Genomic DNA, 16,109 nt, shown 5'->3' with positions numbered 1-16,109 from the left:
TCGGGTTGGTGTCAAGTGCCGGACTGTGACTGCGAAGCACCGCAAGGGGGGAATTACTTATCAGGCTAGAAACGGTACGAGGCGCCAGCTTCCAGAATGGGATAGAATTTGTATTCGTCAATATCGTCCTGCGCAGAGGCTTCTTCAACTTCCAACTCGCTGATCAGGGCAGGGTTATTTGAAAGCGTACCGCCTACAGATGTTAGCTCGATATTGGGGGAGCCTGAAACTGTGACCCCGCCGCGCACAAAATAGGACCATTTTTTCTTCGTATAGAATGCATTATCCCATCCAAGACCGATGAATGTCGCAATGTCATCCATCGCGGCCACACCGACAATGTCGCCAACCTCGCTAGCCGTGAAAGTCTGACCACCAATCACGACACTATCTGTTATATTGGCATCGAGGCTTAATTCGCGTTTGCCCATGTAAAGTCCGATACTCATCATCCATGGGTTCTTGAATGGGTGGTAGTCAGCTGCCATTGAAAGAGTGTTGATGTCGATCTGGCTATCGTACTTGATTCCATCAAGTTCCTCACCGTTAAGCTCAAAGTTCAGCCAGTTGACGCCGCTTCTGGCAACGAGCGTGCTGCTGAGTTTGGCTTTTAACTCAAGGGTAACGCCGGTTGACCCGCCGCCAAAGGCGCCAGCAACACGACCTGCTTCTTCGCTTTCAGCAAGCGCTGAGGACGGGAGTAACAGCAGGCAGCAAATCCCTGATAATAATGTACGACTGATCATGGCTTAAACCCGAGAAGCTATGATTTAAGGTTTACAAAAGATTTCGTTAACGGGTCATTAACGATTGTGTACGGGATAAAATGATCAGGCGGAACGACGGACTTGTTGCGCGGGGAGCGGTTGTTTCAACCGGGTCAGCACCTCCTGCTTGGAGCCATCCATGGTTATTTCGCCCTGATCCATTACGATAACACGATCCACAAGGTCGAGTAACTTCATCCTGTGTGTACTAATGACCAGCGTTGTCTCTTTCAGATTCTGTGTCAGTGACTGAATGAGTTGCTGCTCTGATGTATGATCCATCAGTGAAGATGGTTCATCCAGAGCAAGGATAGTTTTGGGCTTTAATAAAACTCTTGCGAGACCAACTGACTGGCGCTCACCAGCAGACAGGAATTCTCCGCGTGGCCCAACTCTCATGCTGTATCCATGTGGGTGTCGCCGTGCAAAACGCTCGACACCGGATAGTTCAACGGCGCGATTGAACTCTTCTTCTGTATAATCCTCTGTACCAAGGCAGATATTGGCGCGGAGACTATCGTTAAACAGAACGATTTCCTGCGGCATAAAGCCGACTTCCTGACGCAGACGGCGTGGGGAGTATTGCCGTGCGTCATATCCGTCTATCACCATTGTACCGGAGCTTGGCAGGTAGAGCCTCGGAAACAGATGCAGTAACGTGCTTTTGCCGCTGCCATTTTTTCCAATGACACCAATTTTTTCACCGGGCTTGATTTCCAGATTGATATTCTTGAGGGCCTCGACATCTGTGGATTCGTGTCGGCACCCGACATTATTCAGTTGCAGATGGCCACGAAAGGTCCGGCTTTCTCCGCCATCCTGCTCACCGCCTTCCTCCTCTTTCTCCGAGATCATCGAGAATGTGCCTTGAAGGATTTCCTTGAGTGTCCAGATTCTGGATGTTTGATCGACCAGCTGACCGATGGGCATGATTGCCCGGCCAACCAGAATGGTTGAGGCTGCGAGGCTGCCGATAGTCATCACGCCCGCATCAATCCTCAGCACACCAAGGACAAGTGTGCCAACGATTGTCGCCTGCACCACGGAGTTCAGGATGTTAGCAGAAAATCGCACATTCTGTCTGGCGAGATGTCCTTTGATAGCCGCAGCATCAATCACACGTTCAAATTTTCTGAGCAGCGAGTGCTCCGATCCATTGGCTTTTACCGCCGTCAGGGAGTCAAATGTTTCGGAGATCATGGCGGACGCCGCGCCGCGCAATATTGAAGCCTGTTGGGCGTTTTCTCTCGAATGCCACGTACCAATGAAAATGACGGATGCCACAATCATGATGCCGATCAAAGGTGCCAGCACCACATAACCACCGATATTGGCGATAATTGCCAGAACCACGAAAGCGAAGGTAGTGTCAGCGATTATGGACGTCAGAAATGCGGGCATTAACAGGCAAATGGTTTCAAGTTCTGATTGCACGTTACTGACTTCGCTGGCCGACGAAGGCTTCCTGGAAAGGCGTATGGTCAGGAGCCGCCTGTACAGATTCATCTGCAGGCGGTGCGCAATACCCAGGCCAATAGCATCTGTCAGTTTGCCTTTTACAAACCGCAAGCTCAGATCTGCACCCAGAACAAGTATAAAGCCGATTGTAAGGGCCTGCAGGCTGGCAAAGGCCGAATGGGGTACGACCCTGTCGTAAACGGACATGATAAATAATGGCAGGGCGATAAGGAAGATATTGCAGATAATCGCAGCCAGCAAAAGTTGGCTGAGGGCTGCTCTGTCATTCTTCCAGATGAGATTGAACAACCATCTGAGCATCTGATCAGGTGAGGTGGTACTAGCATGCACCTGTTCGACCATGTTGGGGCGGGCTTTGATGAAATGGCCCGAAAGGTGCTGGTTCAGTTTCTCGGCGCTGACGCAGGACTGGTCCTTACCTTCAATGATGTACCCGGTATTTGTTCTGTTCCAGATAATGAAGGACGCAGCGGATTTCGTGACGGCAACGATGGGAAAGTCCGTGGCTTTCAGCTGGCTCAGGTCTACTTTGGCAAGTTCCGTTTCAATGCTTGCTTCGCGGGACAGCATTTCAAGGGAAGTTCGCCCGGGTTTTTGCCCATATTCTCTGATCGCGTTCTTTTCTGACCGTCCGTTGCCAGGATCAAAATGAGTTGCGAGGCGGTTGATGGAGGCAGGTAATGGAATAGCGTCTGGCAATTTGCCTGTACTGAAGGTGCCTGACAGCAAACGGTTATCGGTCGTGTTTTTGCCGTTAGGTCGCCTTTGGAGACCATTCATTGCCGCAAGTCTTTTTTTCAGCGATTCCAGCATGCCCATAGTCCTGTTCCGGTCAGCCAAGTACGACCTAGTGTTTAACGCTACGGAGGAATTAGTAACGATTGGTTAATGCTTTCTGATTAACCAAGGTTAAGAATTTATGGATGTGTCAATGAGAGAAGGCGAACAGGAAACCGATTTCGGCCGTCTCGAAGAGCATGGCATTGTGGGCCACAACAGGTTGATCGCGAAAGAGGGAAGCGTTCAACTCTTGTATACTATTGCCTTGTTTCTGTTGATTTTTCTGGTCTGGGCGTCCGTAACAAGTGTTGACCGCGTTACCAGAGGGAGTGGTCGTGTGGTGTCTCAGGAGCGTAACAACTTCGTCCAGCACTATGAGGGCGGGATCATCAAACAGATCCTTGTTTCCGAGGGCGAGAGAATCGAAGAGGGGGCGACCCTGGTTCGTATCGAGAACAGCTTTGCACAAGCTGAACTGGATTCTTCCACTTTGGAGCTCAGCACGCTTCGTATCCGCGCCAGTCGATTAAGGGCCGAGTCTGAAGGGCTTGCCGAGATCAATTTCAGTGAGGAGCTGGCGAGTGGCTTCCCCGATCAGATCATTCAGGAAACAACATATTTTTCCCGCCGCCGGGAAGGGCAGGCTGAAGTTCTCAGCGTTATTGACGAGCAGATCGAGCAGAAAGAGCTTGAGCTCTCTGAACGTCGTTCGCATCTGGCAAACCTCATCCGTGAGCAGGAGTTGATGTCCGAAAGATTGATCAGTTTGCGAGAATTGAGCGGACGTGGTGCTATTTCAAGAAACGAGCTGTTGCAGGATGAGACCCAATATCAGCAGATTGTAACACAAGTTTCAAACCTCGAATTCCAAATACCGCAGACAGAGGCAGGTCTTGCTGAAGTTAAGGCGAGGCGTCGCGAATCCGAGTCCCGGTTCCGGTCAGAAGCACAGCGTGAGTTGCGGGAAACCGAGGTTAAGATCGAGTTGCTGGACGAGCGTATTTCTGCCCTGCAGGACAGGAGCCAGCGGTTTGACGTTACCGCTCCAACAAGCGGTGTTATCAACAAGCTGTTCGTGAATAATATTGATGGTGTGGTGCGCCCTGGGCAGAACATCGCCGAGATTGTTCCGGATAACGCGGCAGTAGAAATTGAAGCAAAGCTGCTGCCAAGTGATCGAGCGCAGATATGGCCTGGCCTGCCGGTTATTGCCAAAATAAGTGCGTATGATTTTTCGACCTTTGGTGGATTGCCGGGTAAAATACTGGAAATCTCACCAGATGCGCTGGTTGACGATGATGGTAATGTCTATTTCCGTGTACGCATTGAGGCAGAGACGGGTGATCTCGGTGAAGACACTTCTGTTGTGCCGGGAATGCAGGCCGAAGTTGATATTCTGACAGGCAAGCAGACAATACTAAGTTATTTATTGCGTCCTGTGCAGAACATTCGCGAAAATGCGTTTAGGGAGTGAGATAACTCGTGATGCGCAGGATGCGGCAATATATCACAAGGAAATATCACTGGGTGGCAGCATTGGCTGCCAAACGCTTTTATCCTGCGCTAAAACCAGCAGCAGCAATAACTGGTGGCATCGTTGTGTGTATAGCCGGAAAAGCGTTCGCGTCCAATGACGGGCCACCAGCTGGGAGTTATTTGTCCTATTATGCAGCGCGCGCGCCTGAGGGTGCTTCTGTGCTGTTAGATCGGCCTTCGATCCGGCAACAATTGTATTTGTCTGAAGGTAACGCAGATCAACTAAAAAAGGCTGTTGAAACTGGCCCGGTTGGCACGACGAGACCAGACGACAGTCTGGACGAGCTTCTTTTTAATCCTCCTGATACAGATGGGTTGTCTCTGGAGTTGCGAGATGTTCTTGCTTATACTTTAATGAATAATCCTGATCTCGGGATTGTTTACTGGCGCCTTCAGGACAGGGATGCTGCCATCAGGGGGGCGAAAGCGGCCCTTTTGCCGACGGTTGAGGCTGGTTTTGGTACAGGAGTTGAGTCGGTTTCGGGGGAGAGGGTCGCTTCAACAGACGGCCTGAATCGTCAGGAGGCATCGTTTCGGATTAGCCAGTTACTGTTTGATTTCGGGCGATCCATGCTTGCCGTACAGCGTGCTGAGGCATTGTATAACTCGCAGGAGTTTCTCTTTCGGGATAAGGTTGCTGAAACTATTCAGGCGACCATCATCGCTTACCTCGATTTGATGGCCAGTACCGAGTTGCTTGCAAGCAGTCGGGAAAATGTTACTGCTCATGAGCGCATTTATAATCTGGTGCGCCTGAACGGTGAAGGCGGCAATGCGACCGAAGCCGAAGTTAATCGCGCGCTGACTCGACTTGAGCGTGCGCGCACAAACATGATTGACTTTGAAAATCGCCGTGAGGCAGCTATTGGTGCTTTTCGCCGAATTACAGGTCTTGAGCCTGGAACGCTCGTGCGCCCACAGTTTGATATGTCGTCTGCCTACGACCTGAATGAGAGCAACCTTGATTATGTTCTCTCCCGCCACCCTGCTCTTGAATCTGCATTTCGGGATTATAACTCGATAGATCATCAGCTTGAATCCGCGAAGCTCGCCTATCTTCCCGAGGTGCGTCTAGATGTCACCGGGAAGTATCAGGACAAAGTGCTTGGTGATACCCCATGGCAGCAGGACGGGCGCGTCATGGTGACGGCGTCATGGAATGTTTATGATGGCGGGCTGGCAAGTTCGCGCAAAGATCAGCTGGTCGCGCGTCGCAATGAAGTCGAGCAGCGTATGGCCAAGGTGAGAAATGAGCTGCGGCAGGATGCATACAATATCCTTAGCGTACTCAGGACCAGTCAGAACAAGACGTCCATATTCGAAACACAGCTTGCTGCCAGCATGCGTGTGGTTGAATTGTATTTTCTGCAATTTGAGGCTGGGCGCAGAACCCTTTTTGAGCTGCTGGATGCGCAAGCTGACCTGAATCAGGCACACGAAGAGCAAATTACCAACAAGTATGAGAATCTGTCGGCTGGTTTCGCCAGTCTGCGCCTTCAAAACAGGCTGACATCCACGATTTCAGAGCAGTTTTCCCTCGATCTGGAAACATCTGAGTAACCAATTTCAGGTCTACTGAGGTGTGAAAAACCGCGCCACTGCTGCGTCTGACGTTTACGGCCAAGGGCTATTGGGAAGCCCTTAAACCAAGGCGTCAGGTGTTACTGCCCATTTCACCGGGTGGTTGCCAGTCAGCTGGTGCATTGGAGTAGATCGATATGGCAAATTTGCCTGAAACCGATGCAAATATGACGACTGCAAACAGGGAAACTGCGACTGGTGCCACAGGTGTCGGTGGTGTTTCTTCCACCGTTGAAACGATCACCATCGAAAAACCTGAAGCCGGATTGAAGGCAACATATCGCCTACAGGGCAAGCAGCCTGTTTTCGAATTCAATTTCGATGATGTGGCTGTCGAGCTTGTTGATGTCGATATCGTGCTGACTTTTGCTGATGGTGCGCAGATTGTTCTTCTGGAAGCTGGTCTTGAGATCGCGCTGGATGAAACCATGCAAATGCAGTTCACCGATGTGCTCATCTCCGGACAGGAGTTGCTGGGGCGCGTCGGAGAAATCAGTGTCGATGATGACTCCGAAGTCAACTTGAGTTCACTGGATGAGCAGCAAGCTGGCGGCGATGAGACGCCAGAGCCCCAGCAGGTCATAAAAGTTGTTCAGAAAGAGATTCAGGTTGAAGTCGAGGTGGAGGTTGAACCGCCAAGAGCAGCAGAGCTTGATCTGATCGATACTGAACTCGGCAGCACAGACAACGAAGAGGATCGGTCCCGTATCGAGGAGAAGCTCTCCAACTTTACGGGGCGATATAACAGCCCGGAAGACTCTTCTGCTGCTGCGACAAGTACGGATGAAGAATCCGAAACATCTGTTTTTGATCTGGGCGTATCTGACATTACCGTTGAACTTTTTGGTATTACACGCCAGTCCTCAACGGGTCAGATTACCGGTGGGGCAGAAGTACGCGGCGGTACTGCTGAAGAGCCAGCAGATGAGGATTCCAGTTATGCCGCGCAATTCCGTACGGAGCTTGTGACTGGTACCGATCAGGATGATATTATCTATGCGGATGACCCTGATATAGCCCCAAGCAATACAAGTGCCCGTGTATTCGAGGTCACCGTCGACATTCCGTTTGAGGGATTCACCCCTACGGGTGCTACGATTTCCGGCCTTCCACAGGGTTGGGTCATTCTCAATGCAGAGGAAAATGGTGGCACTTACAGAATTCAGGTAGATCCTGATGATCCGAATCTTTTGATTCTGGAAATACGGTATGTCCTTGAAGACCCTACATCCGAGCCTGATGAGGATGGTTATTTTGGCAGTACCACGCTGACCATTCAGTATGATGTTATCAGCGATTCCGGCCAGCTTGGCACGACAACGGCGACGACCCAGATTGTCCAGGCTGTTGTGGAATCGGAGGAAGATCAGACTGCGACCGACCCCATTACGGGGGATCAGATTGTTGTGCTGGCGGTGAACCCGCCCGGAAATGATATCAATGCCGGTGATGGTGATGACATTGTTTTCGCCGGTGTTGGTGCGGATCGTATAGATGGTGGTGGCGGCACTGATTTTGTCTCTTACGAAATCTCCAATCGTGCAGTTTTCATCAATCTTTCTACTGGTGAAGCTGAAGGCGGATATGCTGAAGGCGACCAACTCATCAGTATAGAGGGTGTTGGTGGTTCCAGCTTCAATGATGTTCTGATCGGCAGTAATGGTGACAATCTTTTTGAAGGTGGTGCCGGAGCTGACCTCATTGATGGTCTTGGTGGTATTGATACAGCCTCCTACGCCTCCTCTGACGAGGCAGTTCTGGTTGACCTAGAACAGGGAATTTTCTTTGGCGGGCACGCTGCAGATGATCGACTTGTCAATATAGAGAATATAATCGGATCAGCATTTGATGATACGCTGATTGGCGATGCTGGTGATAATGAACTCTCAGGGCTGGCGGGCGATGACCTGTTGATCGGTGGGCTTGGTGCAGACCTGCTCAATGGCGGTAACGGTTTTGATACGGCTGATTATTCAGGCTCTAATGGCGCGATCACCATCGACCTTCTCAACGATATTGGGCTCGGTGGTACCGCAGAGGGAGACATTCTAAGGTCCATAGAGAGGATCGAAGGATCTGCATTCGATGATGAGATCAGTGGTGATGACGCTGATAATATCTTTTCTGGTAACGCGGGAGACGACACGCTCAGGGGGCGTGGTGGTAACGATACGCTGATTGGTGGTGATGGCGACGACACACTGATTGGTGGTGATGGCGACGATCTTTTACAGGGCGGCGCCGGTTCCGATACTGCGGATTATTCTGATGCTGCAGCCGGTGTTGCGGCCAGTCTTTTGACTGGTACTGCGACGGCAGGTGCCAGTAACAATGACACGCTCGAGGGGATTGAGAATCTGACAGGTTCTAACTTTGCCGATCGTCTCACTGGGTCTGATATAGGAAATATACTAAGCGGTGGTGCCGGTGATGATACGCTCATTGGTGGCGCTGGCGCCGATACGCTGGATGGTGGTGCAGGGAATGATCTTGCGGATTACCTTACATCCTCTGATGCCGTTTTCATCAATCTTGCTACGGGTATAGCATCAGGCGGTGACGCAGATGGTGATATATTAATCAGTATTGAAAGTGTCAGCGGCTCTGGCTTCGCTGACATACTTATTGGTAACGCTCAAGATAATGAGTTGTTTGGCAATGGCGGTAATGACATTCTGATAGGGGGTGCTGGAGCCGACCTTCTGAGTGGCGGCGATGGTACAGATACTATCGATTATACGTCTTCAGTAGGCAGTGTAACTGTAAATCTGGGCTTGGGTTTCGGCGTCAATGGAGATGCAGAAGGCGATACCTATATTGATATTGAGAATGTCATTGGCACCAATTTGAATGACAGTATTACTGGTGATGATCGCGCCAATACGCTTGAGGGGCGCGGTGGTGATGACATACTTTCCGGTGGAGCTGGTGCTGACATTCTTCTCGGTGGTGCCGGTTTCGATATTGCTGATTATTCTGGCTCAACAGCTTCTGTTTTTGTCAATCTGGCATCCGGGCTCGGCGCAGGCGGTGATGCCAATGGTGACCTTATTATTGATATTGAAGGCGTCTCTGGTTCCAGTTTCGACGATGTACTGACGGGTAATGAAGCAGATAACGTCCTGTCTGGTGCGGCTGGTGACGATGAACTGGATGGTGCCGGTGGGGATGATATCATCAGTGGCGGACTTGGAGATGATCTGTTGCGCGGTGGCGCAGGTGCAGACAATCTGGATGGCGGCAGCGGTACAGATACGGTTGATTATAGTGGTTCTGCAGTAGGCGTTAGCGTCAACCTCGATACTGGCGCGGCTGCTGGTGGTGATGCACAAGGTGATACACTTCAGAATATAGAAAATATTATAGGTACGGCTGCTTCTGATACTCTGACTGGAAACGATCAAAGTAATGAATTGACTGGTGGGAGTGGCAATGACGTCCTGGCGGGCCTTGAAGGAGCTGACGTTCTTGATGGCGGCGGCGGACAGGACCTTGCGGATTATTCCGCATCTGCCGAAGGCGTAACCGTTGACCTTGCATCCGGTGCCGGTGTCGGGGGGGACGCGTCAGGTGATACACTCATCAGCATTGAAGATGTGACCGGTAGTAATCAGGATGATGTTCTGATTGGTAATATTGGTGCCAATACACTTCGTGGTAATGCGGGTAATGATCAGTTAAGCGGTGGATTGTCCAATGACCAGCTCTTTGGTGGTGTCGGCAATGACGTCTTAACTGGCGGTGCCGGTGCTGATATTGTGGATGGTGGAGATGGAAGTGATACAGCTTCATATGTTGACTCCACATCAGCCGTATCCATTAACCTGGCAGACGGCACAGCCAGTGGCGGAGATGCCACAGGGGATGTGCTGACCTCAATCGAGAACCTCTCAGGTTCTTCGCAGGACGATCAGCTTGTCGGGAATGCTCAAGCCAACACGCTGCTAGGTAATGGCGGCGATGATTTATTATCTGGCGGTTCTGGTGATGACACGTTGCTTGGTGGTTCAGGAGATGATGTTCTTGAGGGCGGTCTTGGCGGAGATGTCCTTGATGGTGGTGTCGGTTCTGATACGGCCGTTTACACGCTTTCATCCGCTGCTGTTTCAGTCAATCTGGATACACTGACAGGCTCTGGTGGCAGTGCGGATGGTGATACCTATCTGAGCATCGAGAATGTGACGGGGTCGGCGTTTGACGACACCCTGATCGGCAGCACAGAAGACAATGTGCTTGTCGGTGGCGCCGGTGACGACACACTAATCGGTGGCTTTGGTGCTGACACGATTGATGGTGGCGCGGGTACAGATACAACAAGCTATACGGACTCACTTGCTGCCGTTTCAGTCAACTTGCTGACAGGTCAGGGCTTTGGTGGTTCAGCCGAAGGTGATCAGTTGATTGCCATAGAGAATGTCACCGGGTCAGATTTTGATGATACGCTGATCGGGAACAACTCAGCAAATGTTCTGACAGGCGGTGCCGGTAATGATATTCTGGAAGGGGGAATTGGTGCTGACTTCCTTGAAGGTGGTGCAGGTCTTGATACCGCCCAGTATCTGGGATCATCTGCTGCTGTCAGCATAGACCTTCTTGCCGGTACGGCGACGGGCGGTGATGCAGCTGGCGATACGCTGAGTTCGATTGAGAACCTGTCAGGGTCAGCTTTCAATGATGTACTTGCCGGAGATGCCGGGGCGAACGTTCTGTCCGGCAATGCAGGTGATGATACGCTGCGCGGTCGTGGCGGTGACGACACACTTTCCGGTGGGTCTGGTGATGATCTTCTGCAAGGCGGTGCCGGATCAGATATTCTGGATGGTGGCACCGGTGAAGACACTGCAACCTACGATGATGCTGGCGGGGCCGTCACGATTGACCTGACGGCTGGTACGGGCACAGGTGATATTGCCGAGGGTGATGTTTTTACCAGTATCGAGAATGTGATTGGTTCTGCCTTTGACGATGTACTGATCGGTAATGGCGATAACAATGAGCTTTCCGGTGGTGCAGGCAACGATATCCTCATCGGCCTGGAAGGCGGAGACAGACTCGATGGCGGAACGGGGCAGGACACGGCCAGCTATGCCTCATCAGCTGGTGCAGTCACGATTGATCTGTCAGCTGGTACGGCCAATGGCGGTGATGCCTTTGGTGATATACTAATTAGTATAGAGAATGTTATTGGCTCCAGCCAAAATGATGTGCTGACTGGCAATGCCCAGGACAATATTCTGGATGGTGGCGCCGGTAACGATACCTTGCGCGGCAATGAAGGCGCAGACGACCTTCGCGGCGGGGCTGGCGTTGATACTGCAGATTATTCAACCTCAGATGCTGCTGTTACAGTTGATCTGCAAACGGGTACTGCCACTGGTGGCCACGCGAATGGCGATGTTCTGGTTGATATTGAGAATGTAACTGGCTCTGCCAACGGTGATGTTCTTACAGGTGATGCTGGCAACAATGTGCTGATCGGTCTTGGTGGTGGTGATACACTGACGGGTCTTGCCGGGGATGATAACCTTCAAGGTGGTGCAGGTAACGACACGCTGCTTGGCGGCGCAGGGGCAGATCTGATAACCGGCGGTACAGGCATCGATACGGCAAGTTATCAGGGGTCAGGGGCTGGCGTTACTGTAGATCTTTCAACAGGCGTGGCGACCGGGGGTGATGCTGAAGGCGATACACTGAGTGAAATCGAGAACCTGATTGGATCGGATAACGCAGATATACTGACGGGCAGTAGTACCGCCAATGTCATACGTGCCGGTGATGGTGACGATACGCTTGCCGGGCTGGGCGGCAATGACATTCTTGATGGCGGCGTTGGCATAGATACGGTTGAATTTACGGCTTCAACTTCGGCTGTTTCTGTTGACCTCTCAGCTGGCACTGCCAGTGGAGCAGGTACCGGCACAGATACACTCATCAGTATCGAGAATGCGATCGGGTCCGAGTCCGGTGATGTTCTGAGCGGCTCTGGCGGCGACAATGTGCTTGAAGGTCGCGGCGGTGATGATACGTTATCCGGTGGCGCCGGAGTTGATACTCTACTTGGCGGTTCGGGAGATGATGTTCTGGAGGGCGGTCTTGGCGGCGATGTCCTTGATGGTGGTGTCGGTTCTGATACGGTCGTTTACACGCTTTCATCGGCAGCTGTTTCAGTCAATCTTGATACGCTGACAGGCTCTGGCGGCAGTGCCGATGGTGATACCTATCTGAGCATCGAGAATGTGACGGGGTCGGCGTTTGACGACACCCTGATCGGGAGCACCGAGGACAATGTGCTTGTCGGTGGTGCCGGTGATGACACCCTGATCGGTGGTTTTGGTGCTGACACGATTGATGGTGGTGCGGGTACAGATACAACAAGCTATACGGACTCACTTGCTGCCGTTTCAGTCAACTTGCTGACCGGTCAGGGCTTTGGAGGTTCTGCCGAAGGTGATCAGCTGATTGCCATAGAGAATGTCACCGGGTCAGATTTTGACGATACGCTGATCGGGAACAACTCTGCGAATGTTCTGACGGGCGGTGCCGGTAATGATATTCTGGAAGGCGGCATTGGTGCTGACTTCCTTGAAGGTGGTGCAGGTCTTGATACAGCACAGTATCTTGGGTCTCTTGGTGCTGTGAGCATAGACCTTCTTGCCGGTACGGCGACAGGGGCAGATGCAGCTGGTGATACGCTGAGTTCGATTGAGAACCTGTCGGGGTCCAGTTTTGATGATGTACTTGCCGGAGATGCCGGGGCGAACGTTCTGTCCGGCAATGTAGGTGATGATACGCTGCGTGGTCGCGGCGGTGCTGACACGCTGTCTGGTGGTGCGGGTGATGACCTGTTGCAGGGCGGTGCGGGGTCGGATGTTCTGGATGGCGGTTCGGGTACAGATACAGCAACGTATGATGATGCGACGGGGGCGGTAACGGTTGACCTGAGTGCCGGTACAGGGACCGGTGATATTGCCGAGGGAGACACATTCAACAGCATCGAGAATGTCATCGGCTCTGCTTTTGACGATGTACTGATTGGTAATAGTGACAATAATGACCTTTCCGGTAGTGCCGGGAATGACACTCTGATCGGCGGCGAAGGCGCTGACAGACTGGACGGTGGCGCAGGTCAGGACACGGCCAGCTACGCTTCATCAGCAGGTGCAGTTACGATTGATCTGTCAGCTGGTACAGCCAATGGTGGTGATGCCTTTGGTGATGTCTTGATCAGTATAGAGAATCTGATTGGTACTAATCTGAATGATACGCTGACTGGCAACGCTGAAGATAATACCCTGGATGGTGGTGCCGGTGATGACACCCTACGAGGGAACGAAGGTGCGGATCAGCTTATTGGCGGTGCCGGTGTTGATACGGCTGATTACGCGACCTCTGATGCAGCCGTAACTGTTGATCTGCAGAATGGTACTGCAGCGGGCGGTCATGCGACGGGCGATACCCTGACCGGTATTGAGAATGTTACCGGTTCTGCCAATGGAGACGTGCTCACAGGGGATGCTGGTAACAATGTTCTGATCGGCCTTGGCGGTGCAGATACCCTGACCGGCCTTGACGGGGATGATGATCTTCAGGGCGGTGCTGGTAATGACGTTCTGATCGGTGGTATCGGGGCTGACCTGATCTCTGGTGGTACCGGTGTTGATACAGCCAGCTATCAGGCCTCGAGTGCCGGTGTGACGGTTGATCTCTCCACAGGTGTTGCCACAGGTGGTGATGCTGAAGGCGATACGCTGAGCGAGATTGAGAACCTGATCGGGTCAGACAGTGATGACAGCCTGACCGGTGATGACAATGCCAATGATATCCGGGCGGGAACAGGTAATGACCTTCTGGCCGGTCTTGGCGGTAATGACACGCTGGATGGTGGTGCGGGTACTGATACGGTGGACTTCACCGCATCTGGCTCATCTGTGTCGGTTGACCTTGGTGCGGGCACGGCGAGTGGTGCCGGTACAGGGACAGATACGCTGATCAGCATCGAGAATGCGATCGGGTCCGAGTCCGGTGATGTTCTGAGCGGCTCTGGCGGCGACAATGTGCTTGAAGGTCGTGGCGGCGATGATACATTATCCGGTGGCGCCGGAGTTGATACTCTACTTGGCGGTTCGGGAGATGATGTTCTGGAGGGCGGTCTTGGCGGCGATGTCCTTGATGGTGGTGTCGGTTCTGATACGGTCGTTTACACGCTTTCATCGGCAGCTGTTTCAGTCAATCTTGATACGCTGACAGGCTCTGGCGGCAGTGCCGATGGTGATACCTATCTGAGCATCGAGAATGTGACGGGGTCGGCGTTTGACGACACCCTGATCGGGAGCACCGAGGACAATGTGCTTGTCGGTGGTGCCGGTGATGACACCCTGATCGGTGGTTTTGGTGCTGACACGATTGATGGTGGTGCGGGTACAGATACAACAAGCTATACGGACTCACTTGCTGCCGTTTCAGTCAACTTGCTGACCGGTCAGGGCTTTGGAGGTTCTGCCGAAGGTGATCAGCTGATTGCCATAGAGAATGTCACCGGGTCAGATTTTGACGATACGCTGATCGGGAACAACTCTGCGAATGTTCTGACGGGCGGTGCCGGTAATGATATTCTGGAAGGCGGCATTGGTGCTGACTTCCTTGAAGGTGGTGCAGGTCTTGATACAGCACAGTATCTTGGGTCTCTTGGTGCTGTGAGCATAGACCTTCTTGCCGGTACGGCGACAGGGGCAGATGCAGCTGGTGATACGCTGAGTTCGATTGAGAACCTGTCGGGGTCCAGTTTTGATGATGTACTTGCCGGAGATGCCGGGGTGAACGTTCTGTCCGGCAATGTAGGTGATGATACGCTGCGTGGTCGCGGCGGTGCTGACACGCTGTCTGGTGGTGCGGGTGATGACCTGTTGCAGGGCGGTGCCGGATCAGATATTCTGGATGGTGGCACCGGTGAAGACACTGCAACCTACGATGATGCTGGCGGGGCCGTCACGATTGACCTGACGGCTGGTACGGGCACAGGTGATATTGCCGAGGGTGATGTTTTTACCAGTATCGAGAATGTGATTGGTTCTGCCTTTGACGATGTACTGATCGGTAATGGCGATAACAATGAGCTTTCCGGTGGTGCAGGCAACGATATCCTCATCGGCCTGGAAGGCGGAGACAGACTCGATGGCGGAACGGGGCAGGACACGGCCAGCTATGCCTCATCAGCTGGTGCAGTCACGATTGATCTGTCAGCTGGTACGGCCAATGGCGGTGATGCCTTTGGTGATATACTAATTAGTATAGAGAATGTTATTGGCTCCAGCCAAAATGATGTGCTGACTGGCAACGCTGAAGATAATACCCTGGATGGTGGTGCCGGTGATGACACCCTACGAGGGAACGAAGGTGCGGATCAGCTTATTGGCGGTGCCGGTGTTGATACGGCTGATTACGCGACCTCTGATGCAGCCGTAACTGTTGATCTGCAGAATGGTACTGCAGCGGGCGGTCATGCGACGGGCGATACCCTGACCGGTATTGAGAATGTTACCGGTTCTGCCAATGGAGACGTGCTCACAGGGGATGCTGGTAACAATGTGCTGATTGGCCTTGGCGGTGCTGATACGCTCACCGGCCTTGCAGGGGATGATGACCTTCAGGGGGGGGCTGGTAACGACGTTCTCGTTGGTGGCGTAGGGGCTGATCTTCTCTCTGGTGGCTCGGGTGCGGACACAGCCAGCTATCAGGGTTCAGCTGCAGGCGTTACCGTGGATCTTTCTACAGGTGTTGCCACAGGTGGTGACGCAGAAGGCGATACGCTGAGTGAAATTGAGAACCTGATTGGCTCTGATAATGACGATAGTCTCACGGGGGACGGAAACGCCAACGATATCCGGGCCGGGACAGGCAATGATATTCTGGCAGGGCTCGGAGGCAATGATACTCTGGATGGCGGTGCCGGAACGGATACTGTTGACT

General features: G+C 52.5%; 5 protein-coding genes (1 of these 5 running past the window's edge). 3 read left to right on the top strand and 2 right to left on the bottom strand.

The window, feature by feature from the left end:
• Positions 1-65 precede the first annotated feature (65 nt).
• Positions 66-746, bottom strand: coding sequence for a hypothetical protein (locus RAL90_RS10890; protein WP_306250513.1), 681 nt, complete (start codon positions 744-746; stop codon positions 66-68).
• Positions 747-830: 84 nt separating this feature from the next.
• Positions 831-3,059: an ATP-binding cassette domain-containing protein gene (locus RAL90_RS10885; protein ID WP_306250511.1), complete on the bottom strand. Its 2,229-nt coding sequence runs from the start codon at positions 3,057-3,059 to the stop codon at positions 831-833.
• Between the two features lie 118 nt (positions 3,060-3,177).
• Here RAL90_RS10885 and RAL90_RS10880 point away from each other — a divergent pair, with 118 nt between their 5' ends.
• The 3 genes from RAL90_RS10880 to RAL90_RS10870 form a co-directional block, all read left to right on the top strand.
• On the top strand, positions 3,178-4,500 hold the full coding sequence (locus RAL90_RS10880; protein ID WP_306250509.1) for an HlyD family type I secretion periplasmic adaptor subunit: 1,323 nt from the start codon (positions 3,178-3,180) through the stop codon (positions 4,498-4,500).
• A 53-nt stretch (positions 4,501-4,553) separates the two neighbouring features.
• Positions 4,554-6,122: a TolC family protein gene (locus RAL90_RS10875; protein ID WP_306250508.1), complete on the top strand. Its 1,569-nt coding sequence runs from the start codon at positions 4,554-4,556 to the stop codon at positions 6,120-6,122.
• A 158-nt stretch (positions 6,123-6,280) separates the two neighbouring features.
• Positions 6,281-16,109 carry the 5' end (the start) of a hypothetical protein gene (locus tag RAL90_RS10870; RefSeq protein ID WP_306250506.1) on the top strand. It continues 25,601 nt past the right edge of the window, so 9,829 of the gene's 35,430 nt are visible here — the first part of the coding sequence; the start codon lies at positions 6,281-6,283; its stop codon lies beyond the right edge, outside the window.

This window comes from Parvularcula sp. IMCC14364, assembly GCF_030758415.1.
Taxonomy (GTDB): domain Bacteria; phylum Pseudomonadota; class Alphaproteobacteria; order Caulobacterales; family Parvularculaceae; genus Aquisalinus.
This window is presented reverse-complemented; position numbering and strand designations above follow the sequence as displayed.